We start from the raw sequence: 15108 nt of genomic DNA on the forward strand, positions 1-15108 counted from the left end.
CTCATAGACTATTGCGTTGTGGTGAAAGTCACAGCACCAAGGACATGAATGTACACTTGTGCACTGAAATTATTATTCAAGCCCCTTTTCGGGCCTGTTCGGGTGCCTAAGACTGCCGCACTTTCGCCTTTCACGCCAGTCGCAGATGGTCGAAAGGCCTGCACTACTGCACCCAGCGCTGCAGAATTTGCTGCAGATCAGTGCGTTTGAAGGGCTTGGCCAGGTAATCGTTCATTCCAGCCGATAAACACGCTTCACGATCGCCCTGCAACGCATTGGCGGTCAGGGCGATGATCGGCAAGTCCGCGCAGCCGGGTAACTGGCGGATCTGGCGGGTCGCTTCGTAGCCGTCGATAATCGGCAGTCGGCAATCCATCAGAATCGCTTCAAAAATCAGGCTCTCGGCACTTCGCACCGCCTGCGCGCCATCCGTCGCAACGCTGACAGTAAAGCCCAGACTGCGCAACATTGCTTCGATGACGGTCTGGTTGACCGGGTTGTCCTCCACCAGCAGCACATTGCGCCCTTCGCCATGGCCGTCGCCGGCCTGTGTTCGTGGCTTCAATTCCGGTAGCGACTGCTTATAGAGGGCCAGCGGAATTTCCAGGGTGAACACCGAGCCCCGGCCTTCTTCGCTCTGCGCGCGCAAGGTGCCGCCCATCCGTTCGGCCAGGGTGCGGGCAATCGGCAATCCCAACCCAGTGCCGCCGTAACGCCTTGAAATAGAACTGTCGGCCTGCTGGAACGCATTGAACATCAATTCCAGGCTTTCGGCCGAGATGCCAATCCCGCTGTCGCGCACGGTGCAGGTGAACCACAGCAGTTCGTGATCCAGTGACTGCCATTGCGGTTCGATGCTGACGTGGCCTTGCTCGGTGAACTTCAGTGCATTGCCGACCAGGTTGACCAGAATCTGCCGGATTCGCGTCGGGTCGCCCTGAACCTGCAACGCGCGCATGTCCTCGGGAATCTCCAGGGCCAGATCGAGCCGGCGTTGCGCCGCGCTGTGCTGGAACGACTGGGCGCAGCTGCTGATCAGATCCGCGAGGTTAAACGGAATGTGTTCAAGCTCCAGTTCCGAACGCTCGATGCGCGAGAAGTCGAGAATGTCGTTGATGACTTTGAGCAGGTGTTCGGTGGACTCCGAAGCCAGCGCCGCATACTCGATCTGCTCCTCGGTCATGTCGGTGGTTTCCAGCAGTTGCAGCATGCCCAGCACACCATTCATCGGCGTGCGCAGTTCATGGCTCATCATCGCCAGGAAGTCGGATTTGGCGTTGTTGGCCTTTTCCGCTTCTTCGCGGGTCTGGATCAATTGCGCCATCGCCTGATGCTGCTCACGGCTGGCTTGCTCGAGGCCCTGCGCAAGGTTATTGATGTGCTGCGACAACGCGCCCAACTCAGTGTCATCGACGATCGGCAGCGGCGTTTTGTAGTCGCCGTCCTGGATTGCCTTCACGGCGTGGCCGATGTCGCGGATCGGCTGCGACAGACTGCCGGCCAGGCGCCGGGCCACCAGAAAGGTAAACAGCAGCGCGAACAAGGCGAGAATCCCGGCCTTGAACAGGATTTCCTGCTGACGCTGGCTGAAGGCGTCATTGGACAAACCGACGATCACCCGGCCCAGATAGTCCTCAGGCGGGGCTGTGTTGACGGTTTTGCTGCCCTGGAAGAAATCATTGTTCAGGGCGATCCGTTGCAGCCGCACCGGCGCCTGGAACACTTCGACCTGATGCGAGCGGGCATGGGTTTCCGACGGTTGCTCGACGTACACCAGAATCCGGTTGGCGCTGTCCTGGACTTCGAGAAAGCGCACGTTGGGTGTGGCCAGCGTGGCCTTGAGCAAGCTTTCGAGCACCTCGTTGTTGCCCGAGATCACACCGTATTCCGTGGCGGGGGCCAATTGGTTGGCGATCAGTTGGCCGGTGTGGTTGAGCTCTTGGCGCAGGTCCTGGATCCGCACGAAGGTGAAGAAACTGATCAGCAGCAACGTCAGCAACAGGGCAGGGCCGAGGCTGATGATCTGCGTGCGGGTATTGATGTCCCAACCGCGACGGAAGGTCATGGGCGGCGTTCTCCTTCGGCCAACTGTGCTGCGACAAACGCTTCAGTCACCTGTTCAATACCCAATGAACGAGCCACCTGCGGGTTACTTAACACTTTGAAGTGTTGCGGATACAACGCACGCGGCCAGCCAGTGGGCGGGCGATCGAGCAATTGGTCGAGCACTTCCAGCCAATCGTTCTGATCGCTGTAGGTGCTGGCCAGGCTACCGGCCTTGACGAACGCGGCGTTAGGGCCGACCAGCGCAAGTTGTCGCGAGTAGCTGCTCAACAGCAGGTTTTTTGCGGTCTTGGGGTTGTACAAATCGGAGTCGTCGAGGCCCAGCAGCACATCGCAGTTCCTCAGCAAATCCTGTAAGGGGCGGCTGTCGTTGGTGTTGTCCCATCGCTCGGCGATCACTTCAAGGCCCAACGCTTGCGCCGACAGACGCAATTCTTTGAGCAGGAATTCGCTGTGACTGTCGTACAGCACGCCGATGCGTCGGGCCTCGGGCAGGATGAGCCGGGTCAGGCGCAATTGCCGATCCAGCGGCGGATCGCTCCAGAGCAGACTGAGGTGCGATGGAAAGTCAGCGCCGAAACGTTGGTGGGCTTGCAGACGACTGATGCGCAGCACCAGCGTCGGCGGACCTTGTGTCTCTTGCAGGCGCCAGTCGAGACTCGGCAGATCGAGCAGGATCAAACGGGTATCGGCGGGTAGTTTGCCCGGCTTCGGCAAACTGTCCAGTGCCTGGAAACGCACGCTGTCGGCAGGGCGCATGCCGCTCAGCGCCTGCACAAAGGATTGCACGCCGGGACTGTCTTCGGCGCCGGTCAGCAGAATGTCGGCGGCTTGTGCCGACAGGCTGCCGAGCAGGCCGGCAAACGCCAGGCACAACCCTGCCAGCAGGCGGCCAAGGCTTGGCGACTTCCGCGACCGGCGATGCAGCATTTAAAACGTCAGCTCCGCGCTGAAGTAGAGCACCCGACGCTCGTCGTAGTTGTTGTCGACGAAGGTGGTGGGTTGATGGTCGAGGCGTTGCTGGAGCACACCGGCCAGTTCCAGGCTGGCCTTGCCCAGGCCGATGCGTTTGGCGATGCGCGTGTCGACGCGTTCAAAGCGGTAGCCGTTGAGGGCGTCGTTACCGTAATAGAAGAGGGCGCTGTTCCAGCCGTGACCCCAATTGCGCAGCCAACCGGCGGAACCGCTGTTGCGCGCCGTCAGTTGCTCATCTTGCGGGTTGCTCGCCTCGGCATCGACGTAGGCGTAAGTCAGGCGCAGCCGGTCGGCGCTGCTCAGGCGCCAGTCCAGTTGGGTTTCCGTGCCCTTGAAACGCGAGCTGTTGGAATTGCTGGCGATGTACTGATTGTTGCGCAGCGGTTCGCTGATCATGCCGCTGATTTCGTCGTAGAACAGCTTCACATCGACCGTCAGCCCAAGCTCCGCGAAGTAGCCGTTGTAGCCCAGCTCGCGCGAGCGCATGCGTTCTTGTTCGAGGTCGCCGGGGCCGCGGGTCTTGACGAAATAGCGGGCGCTGGTCTGGCCGTAGGCACTGGGTCGCAGGTTGGTCACCTGGTAACTCCAGTTGACGTTGTTCTCGAACATGTCCGGTGAGCGGACGGCTTCCGAGTACACCGCGCGCAGGCCGTGACGCGGGTTGATCAAGTAATTGACCGCCACCCTCGGGGTCAGCGAACTGCCGGTCAATTGCGTGTCTTCGAACATGGCTCCACCCTGAAGCAACCAGTGCTCGGTGGCACGCCACTCGAGTTGGCCGAATGCCCGCCAGGTGGTGTCGTCGAGCGTGCCATTGAAGTAGGTCTCGGAATCTGCCCGGTCGTAACGATAGTTCATGCCGCTGACCAGTCGCAGACTGTCGGACAGGCTGAGGGTGTCTTGCAGTTCGAGGTCGTAGCGCGATTCCCGGGCGCTCTGGTCGATGTCGCCACAGAGGGTTTGCCGTGCACCGTTGCGCCATTGCGCCAGCACTTGATTGCCCAGCGCCCGTTCGGTCGCTGTGCCAGCCGGTGCGCCAGGCCCGGTAAAGCGTTCCATGTTGCGCGCCAGGCGTTCGGTGTAGTTCGGGTTGAGCTGCCAGAGTTCGGTCAGCTCCGGGCTGAACGAAACTTCCGCATCGCAGGCGCGCCAGGTCTGCTGACGGTCCCAGTGCTGGGCCGAGCCTTGGATATAAAGGCTGTGATCAGGATTGATATCCAGGTTCCAGCGCAACGAGCCGGCGTAGTCCTTGGCAACGACGTCGGAATTGTTCCCGGCCGCGGTAATCCCGGAGAACACTGGCCTGTAGGTATAAGGCCGCTGGTTGGTCCCGTCCTTGGCGTTCAATTGCCAGTCGATGCTCTGGTTTTCATTCAGCGTCTGGCTGACGGCAAGGTTGAAGCGGTTCAAGCGGCGACTGTCGCGATAATCCGCACCATTGCGGTCGGTGTCGAAGCCATCATCTTCTTGGCCGGACAGCGACAGGCGCAGGTCGCCGCCGTCCCAGCCCAGGCCCTGGCTGGCATAAAAGTCATTGATGCCGCGCTGACCACGGGTGACTTTCATCCGCGTGCCGTGGCTGTCGGCCGGGTTGCGGGTGATGATGTTAACCACCGCCATCAGCGCATTGGCGCCATAGCTGACGGTGTTGGGCCCGCGGAAAACCTCGATGCGCTCGATGTCTTCCATGGCCACCGGAATATCACTCCAGTCCACCGTGGCCAGGCCGGCGCGGTACACCGAACGGCCGTCGATCAGCACCTGCATGCGCCGCGCTTCCGTGGCGTTAGTGCCGTGGTAGTTCACCGCCGCCTGATTGCCGCTGATATTGCCGACCATCATGCCCGGCACCAGGCGCAGCAATTCGCTGATGTCCCGCGCGCCACTGGCGTTGATCAGTTCGCTGTCGATCACCGTCATGCTTCCCGGGACGGCGGCCGGCGACTGCTTGAGACGGGTGGCCGTGAGCACTTGCGGTAGCGCTTCGTTGTCGAGGAACAAGTCGTCGGCCAGCAATGGCGAGCTGAAAAGCAGTGCCAGAACCAGCGGCGAGCGGGGTGATGGGGAGCCAAACGACACGAAACGTCCTTGATAACGATCAGTTGGCGCGCATGTTAACCGAGCTCGTCGACTTTTCCATTCACGATGCCGGCATTTTCCTAGGATTTATTGGTCTTCTTCCTACAAGTGTCGGTAATTGATGCGGGGGCTGGCCGCCACTGGGACGCTCCGTATAATGCCGACATCGCCACTGGTATGGATTAACGGATTGCATATGACTGAACAGCGCCCAATTGCGGTCCTGGGAGGCGGAAGTTTTGGTACCGCCGTGGCTAATCTGCTGGCCGAGAACGGGCATCAGGTCCGGCAGTGGATGCGTGACCCCGAACAGGCCGAGTCCATTCGGGTCAATCGCGAGAACCCGCGTTACCTCAAAGGCATCAAGATTCTTCCGGCGGTAGAGCCGGTGACCGATCTGCAAGCGACGCTGGACGCTTGCGACCTGTGCTTTGTCGCGCTGCCGTCCAGCGCGCTGCGCTCGGTATTGGTCCCGCACGCCGAACGGTTGAGCGGCAAATTGCTGGTCAGCCTGACCAAAGGCATCGAAGCCCACACGTTCAAGCTGATGAGCGAGATCCTCGAAGAAATCGCCCCGCAAGCGCGCATCGGCGTACTGTCCGGGCCGAACCTGGCCCGTGAAATCGCCGAACACGCGCTGACCGCCACCGTGGTCGCCAGCGAAGACGAAGAACTCTGCCAACGGGTTCAGGAAGCGCTGCATGGCCGCACCTTTCGCGTTTACGCCAGCGCCGACCGTTTTGGCGTGGAGCTGGGCGGGGCGCTGAAAAATGTGTACGCGATCATCGCCGGCATGGCGGTGGCGCTGGGCATGGGCGAAAACACCAAGAGCATGCTGATCACCCGGGCGTTGGCGGAAATGACTCGCTTCGCGGTGAATCAGGGCGCGAACCCGATGACCTTCCTGGGGCTGGCGGGCGTTGGCGACTTGATCGTCACGTGCTCATCGCCGAAAAGCCGCAACTATCAGGTCGGGTTCGCCCTTGGCCAGGGGTTGAGCCTGGAAGACGCGGTGACCCGTCTGGGCGAAGTCGCCGAAGGCGTGAACACGCTCAAAGTGCTCAAGGCCAAGGCTCAGGAAGTGGGCGTCTATATGCCGCTGGTCGCCGGGCTGCACGCGATCCTGTTCGAAGGGCGCACGCTCAACCAAGTGATTGAACTGTTGATGCGCGGCGAACCCAAAACTGATGTCGACTTCATTTCCACCAGCGGTTTCAACTGATCACGCTTTTCAGGGAGATGCACATGAACGATCCGAAAACAGAGGCCACCTACGAGTCCATTCTGATGCGGGTGTTATGGATGATCGTCTTCTTGCTGGTCTGGCAAGTGGCGCAGTTCATCCTCGGCGCGGTGGTGTTGGTGCAACTGATCTATCGTTTGATTTATGGCGCCCCGAGCGCCAGCCTGATGAACTTCGGCGACAGCCTGAGCCAGTTCCTGGCGCAGATCGGTCGTTTCGGCACCTTCCACAGCGACCAGAAACCCTGGCCGTTCGCCGACTGGCCGACGCCGCGTACACCGGAAGGCGAAGCGCCGCACGCCGTGCCGCCAGCGCCACATCCGGCCCGAGATGAGGAGCCGAAACTATGAAACTCTGGGTATTGCGTCATGGTGAAGCCGAGCCACACGGTTCCAAGCCACACGATTCGGAGCGCGCACTGACGGAACATGGTCGCAAGGAAGTGCTGACCAGTGCTGCCCGGTTAATCGGCAAGCCGCTCACAGCGATCTATGCCAGCCCCTATCTGAGAGCGCAGGAAACCGCTCAGCTGGTGCGAGAAGCACTGGGTTTCGAACCGGAAATACGCACTGTCGAGTGGCTGACTCCGGACACTGATCCAGACAAGGTGGCCGACCAACTCGTGTCGGTAAGTGACGTCCTTCTGGTCAGTCACAACCCGTTGGTGGGGAACTTGTTGAGTTACTTGCAGCATGGCGCCGGCTATCCGCCAGAGAGGGTCAGCACCGCTGGCCTGGCCGAGCTCGAGAGCGCTGAACTGCTGATAGGTTCGATGAAGCTCAACGGAATCAAACACCCGTAGCTGCGTTGGCTTTGGCTTTTTGTAGGAGCGAGGCTTGCCCGCGAAGCTTTTGGCGAATTTGAAGGCCCCTTCGCGGGCAGCCTCGCTCCTACAAGGTGGGCGGCGTTCCTGTTTTTTTGTGTGAAATAGTCAACCAAGCAACCGCTTGGTTGACTACGCTTGCTCCAGACCAAAAATAAAGGAGCGAGTCGCATGTCTGCTGCTTTTCGTTTGCCGCTGGACGTCTTTTACGAGCGCGAAGCCCGTCATCCCCGCCAGCGGTATCTGGTCCAGCCTACCGGCGGCGGACAAGTCGAGACCCTGACCTGGGCCGATGTCGGCCACCAGGCTCGCTGCGCCGCGCACTGGCTGCGGGCCCGCGAATTGCCCCAAGGCAGTCACATCGCCCTGATCTCGAAAAACTGCGCCCACTGGATCATTGCCGACCTGGCGATCTGGATGGCCGGGCACGTTTCGGTGCCGCTGTACCCGAACCTCACCGCCGAGTCCGTTGCACAGGTGCTTGAACATTCAGAAGCGGCACTGGCATTCATCGGCAAGCTCGATGACTGGCCGGGCATGTCTCGCGGGGTCAGCGCCGATCTGCCGACCATCAGCCTGCCACTGCATCCACCCGGCACCTTCGATTTCAGTTGGGCCGACCTCCAACGCAGCTCACCGATCCAGGACGACCCCAAACCCGCCGCCGATCAGTTGGCGACCATCATTTACACCTCCGGCACCACCGGGCTGCCCAAAGGCGTGATGCACAGTTTCGGCAATCTGGGGTTCGCTACCACCCGCGGCACCCAGCTGTTTGGCCTCAACGAGTCGGATCGACTGCTGTCTTACCTGCCGCTGTGCCATGTTGCCGAGCGGATGTTCGTCGAGCTGGCGTCGATCTATACCGGGCAAACCGTGTTCTTTGCCGAAAGCCTCGACACCTTCCTCACGGATTTGCAGCGTGCGCGACCCACTGCGTTGTTTGGCGTGCCGCGGATCTGGACCAAATTCCAGATGGGCGTGTACAGCAAGATCCCGGCAAAACGCCTCGATTTTCTGCTCGGCCTGCCCTTCATCGGCAAGCGAGTCGGGCACAAAGTGCTCGCAGGGTTAGGGCTGGATGCGTTGCGCGTGGCGTTGTCCGGCGCGGCGCCTGTGCCGCAGTCATTGCTCCTGTGGTACCGCAAGTTGGGGCTGGATGTGCTGGAGGTCTATGGCATGACCGAAAGCTGCGGTTACTCCCACATCGGCCGGCCTGGCGAGAACAAACCCGGCTGGATCGGCAAGCCTTGCCCGGAAGTTGAAGTGCGGATCGCCGATAACGGCGAAGTCATGGTGCGCAGCGGTGCAACCATGCTCGGCTATTTCAAGGAGCCCGAGAAAACCGCAGAAACCATCACCGAGGACGGCTTCCTGCGCACCGGTGACAAGGGCGAGCAAGATGCCGAAGGCAACCTGCGCCTGACCGGGCGGCTGAAGGAAATCTTCAAGACCAGCAAAGGCAAATACGTCGCCCCGGCACCGATCGAAAACCGTCTGGCGGTGCATTCGCGGATCGAACAGGTGTGCGTGGTCGGCGATGGTTTGAGTGCGCCGTTGGGGTTGTGCGTGCTGTCGGCGGCCGGGCAGCAGGACGCTGGGGGCGCGGCGCGGGCAGGGCTGCATTCAAGCCTGGAAAAACTGCTGGAGGAGGTCAATGGCGTGCTCGACAAACATGAACGGTTGCGTCGGTTGGTGGTGGTCAAGGACAGTTGGGCGGTGGAAAACGGCTTCCTGACGCCGACCCTGAAGATCAAGCGCAACGTGATCGAAGCGGCTTACGGCGCGCGCTTCGAAGAATGGAGCGAGCGCAGCGAGGCGGTGCTGTGGCAGGATTGAGCCGCGAATAAAACCAACAAAGGAAAGCAAGATGAGTCTGTGGCGTACCACTCCCAACGTCGAGCAGTTGAACGCAATCCAGAAAAACACCATCGGCGAAGTACTGGATATTCGCTTCGAAGCCTTTGATGACGAGTCCCTGACCGCGAGCATGGCCATCGACCACCGCACCCACCAGCCTTACGGTTTACTGCACGGCGGCGCCTCGGTGGTGCTGGCCGAGACGGTCGGCTCCATGGCCAGTTACCTGTGCATCGATGCCAGCAAATTCTATTGCGTGGGTCTGGAAATCAACGCCAACCACTTGCGCGGACTGCGCAGCGGGCGGGTGACGGCGGTGGCCAAGCCGATTCACCTTGGTCGCACGACCCATGTCTGGGATATCCGTTTGAGCAGTGACGAGGGCAAGGCCAGCTGTGTGTCGCGGTTGACCATGGCGGTCGTGCCGCTGGGCGAGAATCCACCGACTCGCTGAAACGCCCCCCTGTAGCAGCTGTCGAGCCCCGGTGAGGCTGCGTCCGGGGCTCGACAGCTGCTACAGGGAACTTCATCAGGTGCACGTCTTGCGACATGCCCCTGACCGGACTGTCATCATTCCTGGCACTTACAGTCATTGCCGCAGCCTCGCGTCTTGCGGACAATCAACCCCTGTTCTCGCTCATGGATTTGCCGGTATGTCGCAACAGATATTTTTCGCCCACGCCAATGGCTTTCCTTCGGGCACCTACGGCAAGTTGTTCGCGGCGCTGGCGCCCGAGTATCAGGTGACGCATCTGGAACAGCACGCCCACGATCCGCGTTTTCCGGCGGACGACAATTGGCGCAATCTGGTGGATGAGCTGATCCATCACCTCAAACAGCAACCGGAACCGGTCTGGGGCGTCGGCCATTCCTTCGGTGGCGTGCTGCACCTGCACGCGGCGTTGCGTTGCCCTGAGTTGTACCGCGGCGTGGTGATGCTCGATTCGCCGGTGCTGACCCGCGCCGATCAGTGGGTGATCCGTGCGGCCAAGCGTTTCGGTTTCATCGACCGCCTGACCCCCGCCGGCCGTACATTGGGACGCCGGGAAGAGTTCGCCGATCTGGAAGCGGCGCGCCTCTATTTCGCCGGCAAAACCCTGTTCCGCAGCTTCGATCCCGAGTGCTTCGACGCTTACCTGCAACACGGTTTGCAAAAAGTCGGCGACAAGCTGCGCCTGCGTTTCGACCCGGCGACGGAAATCAGCATCTACCGTGGCGTCCCGCACACCAGTCCAGGCCTGGCACGGCAGTTGAAAGTGCCACTGGCGGTGGTGCGCGGGCACAAGAGCCGAGTGGTGATGCGTCATCACGCAAGCTCCGTCGGGCGTATGCCGCTGGGTGAATCCCTGACCATGCCCGGCGGCCACATGTTTCCCCTCGAACGTCCGCAAGACACCGCCACGCTGCTGAAAAACCTGTTCAGCCGCTGGGAAGGTCGTCGCCAGCAGGATTGCGCATGAGCCACGTCGTCGAGGAAGTTCGCCTGAGCCTGCCGCACATCGAGCTGGCCGCGCACCTGTTCGGCCCCGAAGACGGCTTGCCTGTGATCGCTTTGCACGGCTGGCTGGACAACGCCAACAGCTTCGCCCGGCTGGCGCCGAAGCTCAAAGGCCTGCGCATCATCGCCCTGGACATGGCCGGTCACGGTCACTCCGGGCATCGCCCGATCGGTGCCGGTTACGCGATGTGGGACTACGCCCACGACGTGCTGCAAGTCGCCGAGCAGTTGGGCCTGAAGCGTTTTGCACTGATGGGGCACTCGATGGGGGCGATCGCTTCGTTGATTGTTGCCGGGTCGATGCCGGAGCGCGTCACGCATCTGGCGTTGATTGACGGCATCATTCCTCCTACAGACAAAGGCGAAAATGCCGCCGAACGCATGGGCATGGCCCTGCAAGCGCAACTGGATTTGCGGGAAAAACGCAAACCGGTCTACAACACCCTGGATCGAGCCATCGAGGCGCGCATGAAAGGTCTGGTGGCGGTCAGTCGCGAAGCCGCCGAGCTGTTGGCCCAACGTGGACTCATGCCGGTGCCAGGCGGTTATACCTGGCGCACCGACAACCGCCTCACACTGCCATCGCCCCTGCGTCTTACAACCGAGCAGGCGATGGCCTTCGTCCAGCGGATCAGTTGCCCTGCGTTATTGGTGGTTGCAGCTGACGGCATGCTCGCCAAACATTCCGAGTTGCTGGAGCGTCTACCCTTTAGCCGTGAACAGCTGCCTGGCGGCCATCATTTGCACCTGAATGACGAACCCGGCGCCGACCTTGTCGCAGACTGTTTCAATCGGTTCTTCGCCGTTCCTTGACTTGCGCCGGGCAACTGTCGAGGCTGGGCGGGTTGAAATGGGAGACAACCATGATAGATCTCTACACCGCTGCGACCCCGAATGGCCACAAGGTCTCTATCGTGCTCGAGGAACTCGGCCTGCCCTACACGGTGCACGCCTTGAGTTTCGACAAAAAGGAACAGAAGTCACCGGACTTCCTCAAGATCAATCCCAATGGCCGGATTCCGGCGATTGTCGACCGCGCCAACGGCGATTTCGCCGTGTTCGAATCCGGCGCCATCCTGATTTACCTCGCTGAACTGAGCGGCAAACTGCTGCCCAAGGACCCCAAGGGACGCTCGGTCGTCCTGCAATGGCTGATGTTCCAGATGGGTGGGATCGGGCCGATGCAGGGCCAGGCCAACGTGTTCTTCCGCTACTTCCCGGAAAAACTCCAGGGCGCCATCGACCGCTATCAACATGAAACCCGTCGCCTCTATGAAGTGCTCGACACGCGTCTGCAAGCCGTGGAGTTTCTGGCGGACGAGTACAGCATTGCCGACATTGCCACCTATCCGTGGGTGCGTGGCCATGAGTGGTCCGGTGTCGAGGTGGACGGCTTGCCGGCCTTGCAACGCTGGATGGCAACCATGGAAGCGCGTCCGGCGGTCCAGCGTGGTCTGCTGGTGCCTGAGCGCATCGATGATGCCAGTGTCGTCAAGGGTGCCCAGGCCATGCTGATCCGATGAGTCTATCCATGCGTTCATTCAGTGTGTTGGCGCTGTGTTGTTTCAGTCCCTTGTTGTTTGCCGCCGATGTCCCTGGCAGTCAGGATTTGCCGATCGTGCCGCGCATGGCCGATGCGCAGATCGTCGACTATCGCCCCGGCGTTGAGCTTGAGCGGATTTATCCTCTGGGTTCGATCCGTAAAATCAGCGGCCAGTTGCGTTTCGATGGCCAGGTCAGCGCCCGGGGAACGGCGACATCGGTGACCTATGAATTGCCGCCGGAGCATTCGTCAACCGACGCCTTTACCGCTGCACGTGAAGCGTTGCAGGAGCAGGGCGCCGAGTTACTGTTCTGGTGCCAGGCGCGAGATTGCGGTGAAAGCAGCCTGTGGGCCAATGAAGTGTTCACTAACGCCAAGCTCTATGGCGCCGATGATCAGCAGGCGTACCTGCTGCTGCGACTGGCGGCGCCAAAGGACAACACGCTCGTCGCGCTTTACAGCATCACTCGCGGCAATCGCAAAGCCTATCTGCACGTCGAGCAGTTCGACGCCGCTGCGCCGCTGGGTGATTTGCTGCCGACGTCGGCGACCTTGTTGCGAGAGCTGAAAAGTACGGGTGAACTCGATTTCCCCAAATTGAGCACCGAACCTGATGCAACCTGGCTGCGCCTGATTTCTCGCGGCTTGAACCTCGACACAACCTTGCGGGTCAGTGTTTCCGGGCCGAATGCCGAAGCCTGGCGCCAGGCACTGATCGGGCAGGGTGTACGCTCCGCACGGATGGAAGCCGGCAGCGCTGCAAGCCCTGGCCTGCACATCGAACTGTTGCGATAAGCTTCATCAGGCAAACGCGTCTTTTGCGTTTGCCTGTTCTTTGTTGACTGATTTTTTCGAGAACCTACATGCTCAATAACGATCGGCTGTTGGTGCAGATCCTGCTCCTGGTGCTGTTTGGCGCGAGCCTCTGGGTGATGGCGCCGTTCTGGTCGGCCTTGTTCTGGGGCGCGGTGCTGGCGTTCGCCAGTTGGCCGCTGATGCGGTTGTTGACCCGCTGGCTCAATGGCCGCGAATCCCTGGCCGCGCTGGTGCTGACACTGGGCTGGATGTTGCTGGTGGCGGTGCCATTGGTATGGCTCGGGTTCAACCTGGCGGACCACGTGCGTGACGCCACGGCGTTGATCAAGGATGTGCAGATGGATGGTTTGCCGGAAGCGCCGACCTGGCTGGGCGGTGTTCCCTTGGTGGGCGAGCGGTTGGTGGTGATCTGGAACAGCATCGACCAGCAAGGCGCGGCGATGATGGTGGCGGTCAAACCTTATCTGGGTCAGGTCGGTAACTGGCTGCTGGCACGCAGCGCGCAGATTGGCGGCGGCATTCTCGAGCTGACACTGAGCATTGTCTTTGTGTTCTTTTTTTATCGCGACGGGCCTCGGTTGGCGGCGTTTGTCCATGGGTTGCTGGAGCGCCTGATCGGTGATCGCGCCGGGTACTACAGCGAACTTGTGGCCGGGACGGTGCAGCGGGTGGTGAACGGAGTGATCGGCACAGCGGCGGCGCAGGCAGTCCTGGCGCTGATCGGGTTCTTGATTGCCGGGGTGCCCGGAGCACTGGTGCTTGGCATCGTGACCTTCATGCTCAGCCTGATTCCGATGGGGCCACCGTTGGTGTGGATTCCGGCCACCGCGTGGCTGGCCTGGAAAGGCGAGTACGGGATGGCGGTGTTTCTCGGGATCTGGGGCACATTCATCATCAGCGGCGTCGACAACGTGCTTAAGCCGTACCTGATCAGCCGTGGCGGGAATCTACCGTTGGTGATCGTGTTGCTGGGCGTGTTTGGCGGGTTGATTGCGTTTGGGTTTATCGGCTTGTTTATCGGGCCGACGTTGCTGGCGGTTGCGTACAGTCTGTTGACGGACTGGAGCAAGAGTCATGCGCGGGTAGAAGATCGCCGGCCCTGAGGTTTTTTGGTTGAGGCTTAGGGCCTCTTCGCGGGCAAGCCTCGCTCCTACAGGTTTGATGTTGTACACGGATTAGTGGACGGCATATGACCTGTAGGAGCGAGGCTTGCCCGCGAAGCTTTTGACTTAGGTCGATACGTTCAGGTACTTGCCCACGCTCGCCACGTTATCGAGCGAATACTGCTTGCTCAGGTTGGCGATCATTTTGTTCAGCGCTTCATTGACGTTGAACTGGTCGGTGGAGCTGTCGCTGGATTTTTCGCGACCCGCTTGCAGCGCCGCGTTCAGTTCATCACTGCTGACGCCACCGCTGCTGTCACTGTCCAGCACTTTGAGCAACGCAGCGCTGGTGTCGGTGCTGGTTGATGAGGTGCTGTTGCTGGCCTGCAGCGCGCTGCTCAATTCGGTAGCGGTCACGCTGCCATCGCTGTCCGTATCGAGCTGGCTGAACAGTTCTTCGCTGGATACCTGCTGTGGTGGCGGTGGCGGAGGGGTGAGGCTGGCGGCGAGTTCGTCCTTGCTGACGATGCCGTCTTCGTTCTTGTCCAGGGCCGAGAAGATTTCTGTGCTGTCGGCACTGTTGCCGGCATTAGTCAGGCCGTTGCTCAATTCGTCGCTGCTGATGGCGCCGTCACCGTCAGCGTCCAGGGCGTTGATCAGCGCGTCGGCCAGTTCGGTGTTGGGTGCCTGGTCATGCGGCGGTGGCGGCGGTGCCATTGCGGCCATTTCATCACTGCTCAGGCTGCCACTGTCGTCGCTGTCCAGGTCGCCAAAGTTCTTGCTCAGGCTGACCAGGAGACCATCATCGGTTTTCTGCGACAGAGCGCTCTTCAGCTCGTCCTGATCCACCGCGCCGTCGCTGTTGCTGTCGAGCTTGGCGAACAGTTCTTTCTGGAATTGCTGGCTGCGGGCGCTGTTGGTCGAGGTGCTGTTGGTGCTGGTATAGCTCGTGTAGTTGCTGACGCTACCAATCATTGGGCTCACTCCCTGGAATGGAAAACCGGCGGGTGCACCGGCTTATGCAGCGTCAAGGAGCAAGGTGTCGTGGGTGTGTGAGGTTTGTACCGTTCGGTACACATGTGCAGGAAGTGCAAAGGTTGCTTT

The 15108-nt window shown here is 60.7% G+C and carries 14 protein-coding genes; 10 read left to right on the forward strand and 4 right to left on the reverse strand.

The window, feature by feature from the left end; translation table 11 throughout:
* Positions 1-163 precede the first annotated feature (163 nt).
* The 3 genes from ACIQV9_RS22325 to ACIQV9_RS22335 are packed head-to-tail and all read right to left on the reverse strand — an operon-like array spanning position 164 to position 5118.
* Positions 164-2065, reverse strand: a complete 1902-nt coding sequence (locus ACIQV9_RS22325; RefSeq protein WP_403106007.1) for an ATP-binding protein — start codon at positions 2063-2065, stop codon at positions 164-166.
* The gene (locus ACIQV9_RS22330; protein WP_403106009.1) at positions 2062-2994 is read right to left on the reverse strand and encodes an ABC transporter substrate-binding protein; all 933 of its coding nucleotides are present in this window, start codon (positions 2992-2994) and stop codon (positions 2062-2064) included. Before ACIQV9_RS22330 ends, ACIQV9_RS22325 begins: the two co-directional genes overlap by 4 nt.
* Complete coding sequence (locus ACIQV9_RS22335) at positions 2995-5118, reverse strand: TonB-dependent receptor plug domain-containing protein (RefSeq protein ID WP_403106012.1); 2124 nt, start codon at positions 5116-5118, stop codon at positions 2995-2997.
* 196 nt (positions 5119-5314) lie between these two features.
* Here ACIQV9_RS22335 and ACIQV9_RS22340 point away from each other — a divergent pair, with 196 nt between their 5' ends.
* The 10 genes from ACIQV9_RS22340 (at position 5315) to ACIQV9_RS22385 (ending at position 14004) form a co-directional block, all read left to right on the forward strand.
* Positions 5315-6340 (forward strand): NAD(P)H-dependent glycerol-3-phosphate dehydrogenase, encoded by a 1026-nt coding sequence (locus ACIQV9_RS22340; protein WP_403106015.1) that lies wholly within the window; start codon positions 5315-5317, stop codon positions 6338-6340.
* 23 nt (positions 6341-6363) lie between these two features.
* Positions 6364-6711: a DUF4389 domain-containing protein gene (locus ACIQV9_RS22345; RefSeq protein WP_403106018.1), complete on the forward strand. Its 348-nt coding sequence runs from the start codon at positions 6364-6366 to the stop codon at positions 6709-6711.
* Positions 6708-7163 (forward strand): phosphohistidine phosphatase SixA, encoded by a 456-nt coding sequence (sixA, locus tag ACIQV9_RS22350; protein WP_403106021.1) that lies wholly within the window; start codon positions 6708-6710, stop codon positions 7161-7163. Before ACIQV9_RS22345 ends, sixA begins: the two co-directional genes overlap by 4 nt.
* Before the next feature lie 192 nt (positions 7164-7355).
* Positions 7356-9023 carry an AMP-binding protein gene (locus ACIQV9_RS22355; RefSeq protein WP_403106023.1) on the forward strand — a complete coding sequence of 556 codons (1668 nt, stop codon included), beginning with the start codon at positions 7356-7358 and terminating at the stop codon, positions 9021-9023.
* Positions 9024-9054: 31 nt separating this feature from the next.
* Positions 9055-9498 carry a hotdog fold thioesterase gene (locus tag ACIQV9_RS22360; protein WP_403106026.1) on the forward strand — a complete coding sequence of 148 codons (444 nt, stop codon included), beginning with the start codon at positions 9055-9057 and terminating at the stop codon, positions 9496-9498.
* Between the two features lie 199 nt (positions 9499-9697).
* On the forward strand, positions 9698-10504 hold the full coding sequence (locus ACIQV9_RS22365) for an alpha/beta fold hydrolase (RefSeq protein ID WP_403106028.1): 807 nt from the start codon (positions 9698-9700) through the stop codon (positions 10502-10504).
* Positions 10501-11355 carry an alpha/beta hydrolase gene (locus ACIQV9_RS22370; RefSeq protein WP_403106031.1) on the forward strand — a complete coding sequence of 285 codons (855 nt, stop codon included), beginning with the start codon at positions 10501-10503 and terminating at the stop codon, positions 11353-11355. Before ACIQV9_RS22365 ends, ACIQV9_RS22370 begins: the two co-directional genes overlap by 4 nt.
* 50 nt (positions 11356-11405) lie before the next feature.
* Positions 11406-12065 (forward strand): glutathione S-transferase family protein, encoded by a 660-nt coding sequence (locus tag ACIQV9_RS22375; RefSeq protein ID WP_403106033.1) that lies wholly within the window; start codon positions 11406-11408, stop codon positions 12063-12065.
* Positions 12066-12073: 8 nt separating this feature from the next.
* Positions 12074-12880, forward strand: coding sequence for a DUF4892 domain-containing protein (locus ACIQV9_RS22380; protein ID WP_403106036.1), 807 nt, complete (start codon positions 12074-12076; stop codon positions 12878-12880).
* Between the two features lie 68 nt (positions 12881-12948).
* Positions 12949-14004 carry an AI-2E family transporter gene (locus tag ACIQV9_RS22385; RefSeq protein ID WP_403106039.1) on the forward strand — a complete coding sequence of 352 codons (1056 nt, stop codon included), beginning with the start codon at positions 12949-12951 and terminating at the stop codon, positions 14002-14004.
* 126 nt (positions 14005-14130) lie between these two features.
* On the opposite strand, the gene xopAW is transcribed toward ACIQV9_RS22385, so the two are convergent.
* Entirely contained in the window at positions 14131-14979 is an 849-nt protein-coding gene (gene xopAW, locus ACIQV9_RS22390; protein ID WP_403106042.1) for a XopAW family type III secretion system calcium-binding effector, read from the reverse strand.
* Positions 14980-15108: the final 129 nt, after the last annotated feature.

Origin of the sequence: Pseudomonas sp. NPDC099000 (assembly GCF_044759925.1) — a bacterium.
Classification (GTDB): Bacteria; Pseudomonadota; Gammaproteobacteria; order Pseudomonadales; family Pseudomonadaceae; genus Aquipseudomonas.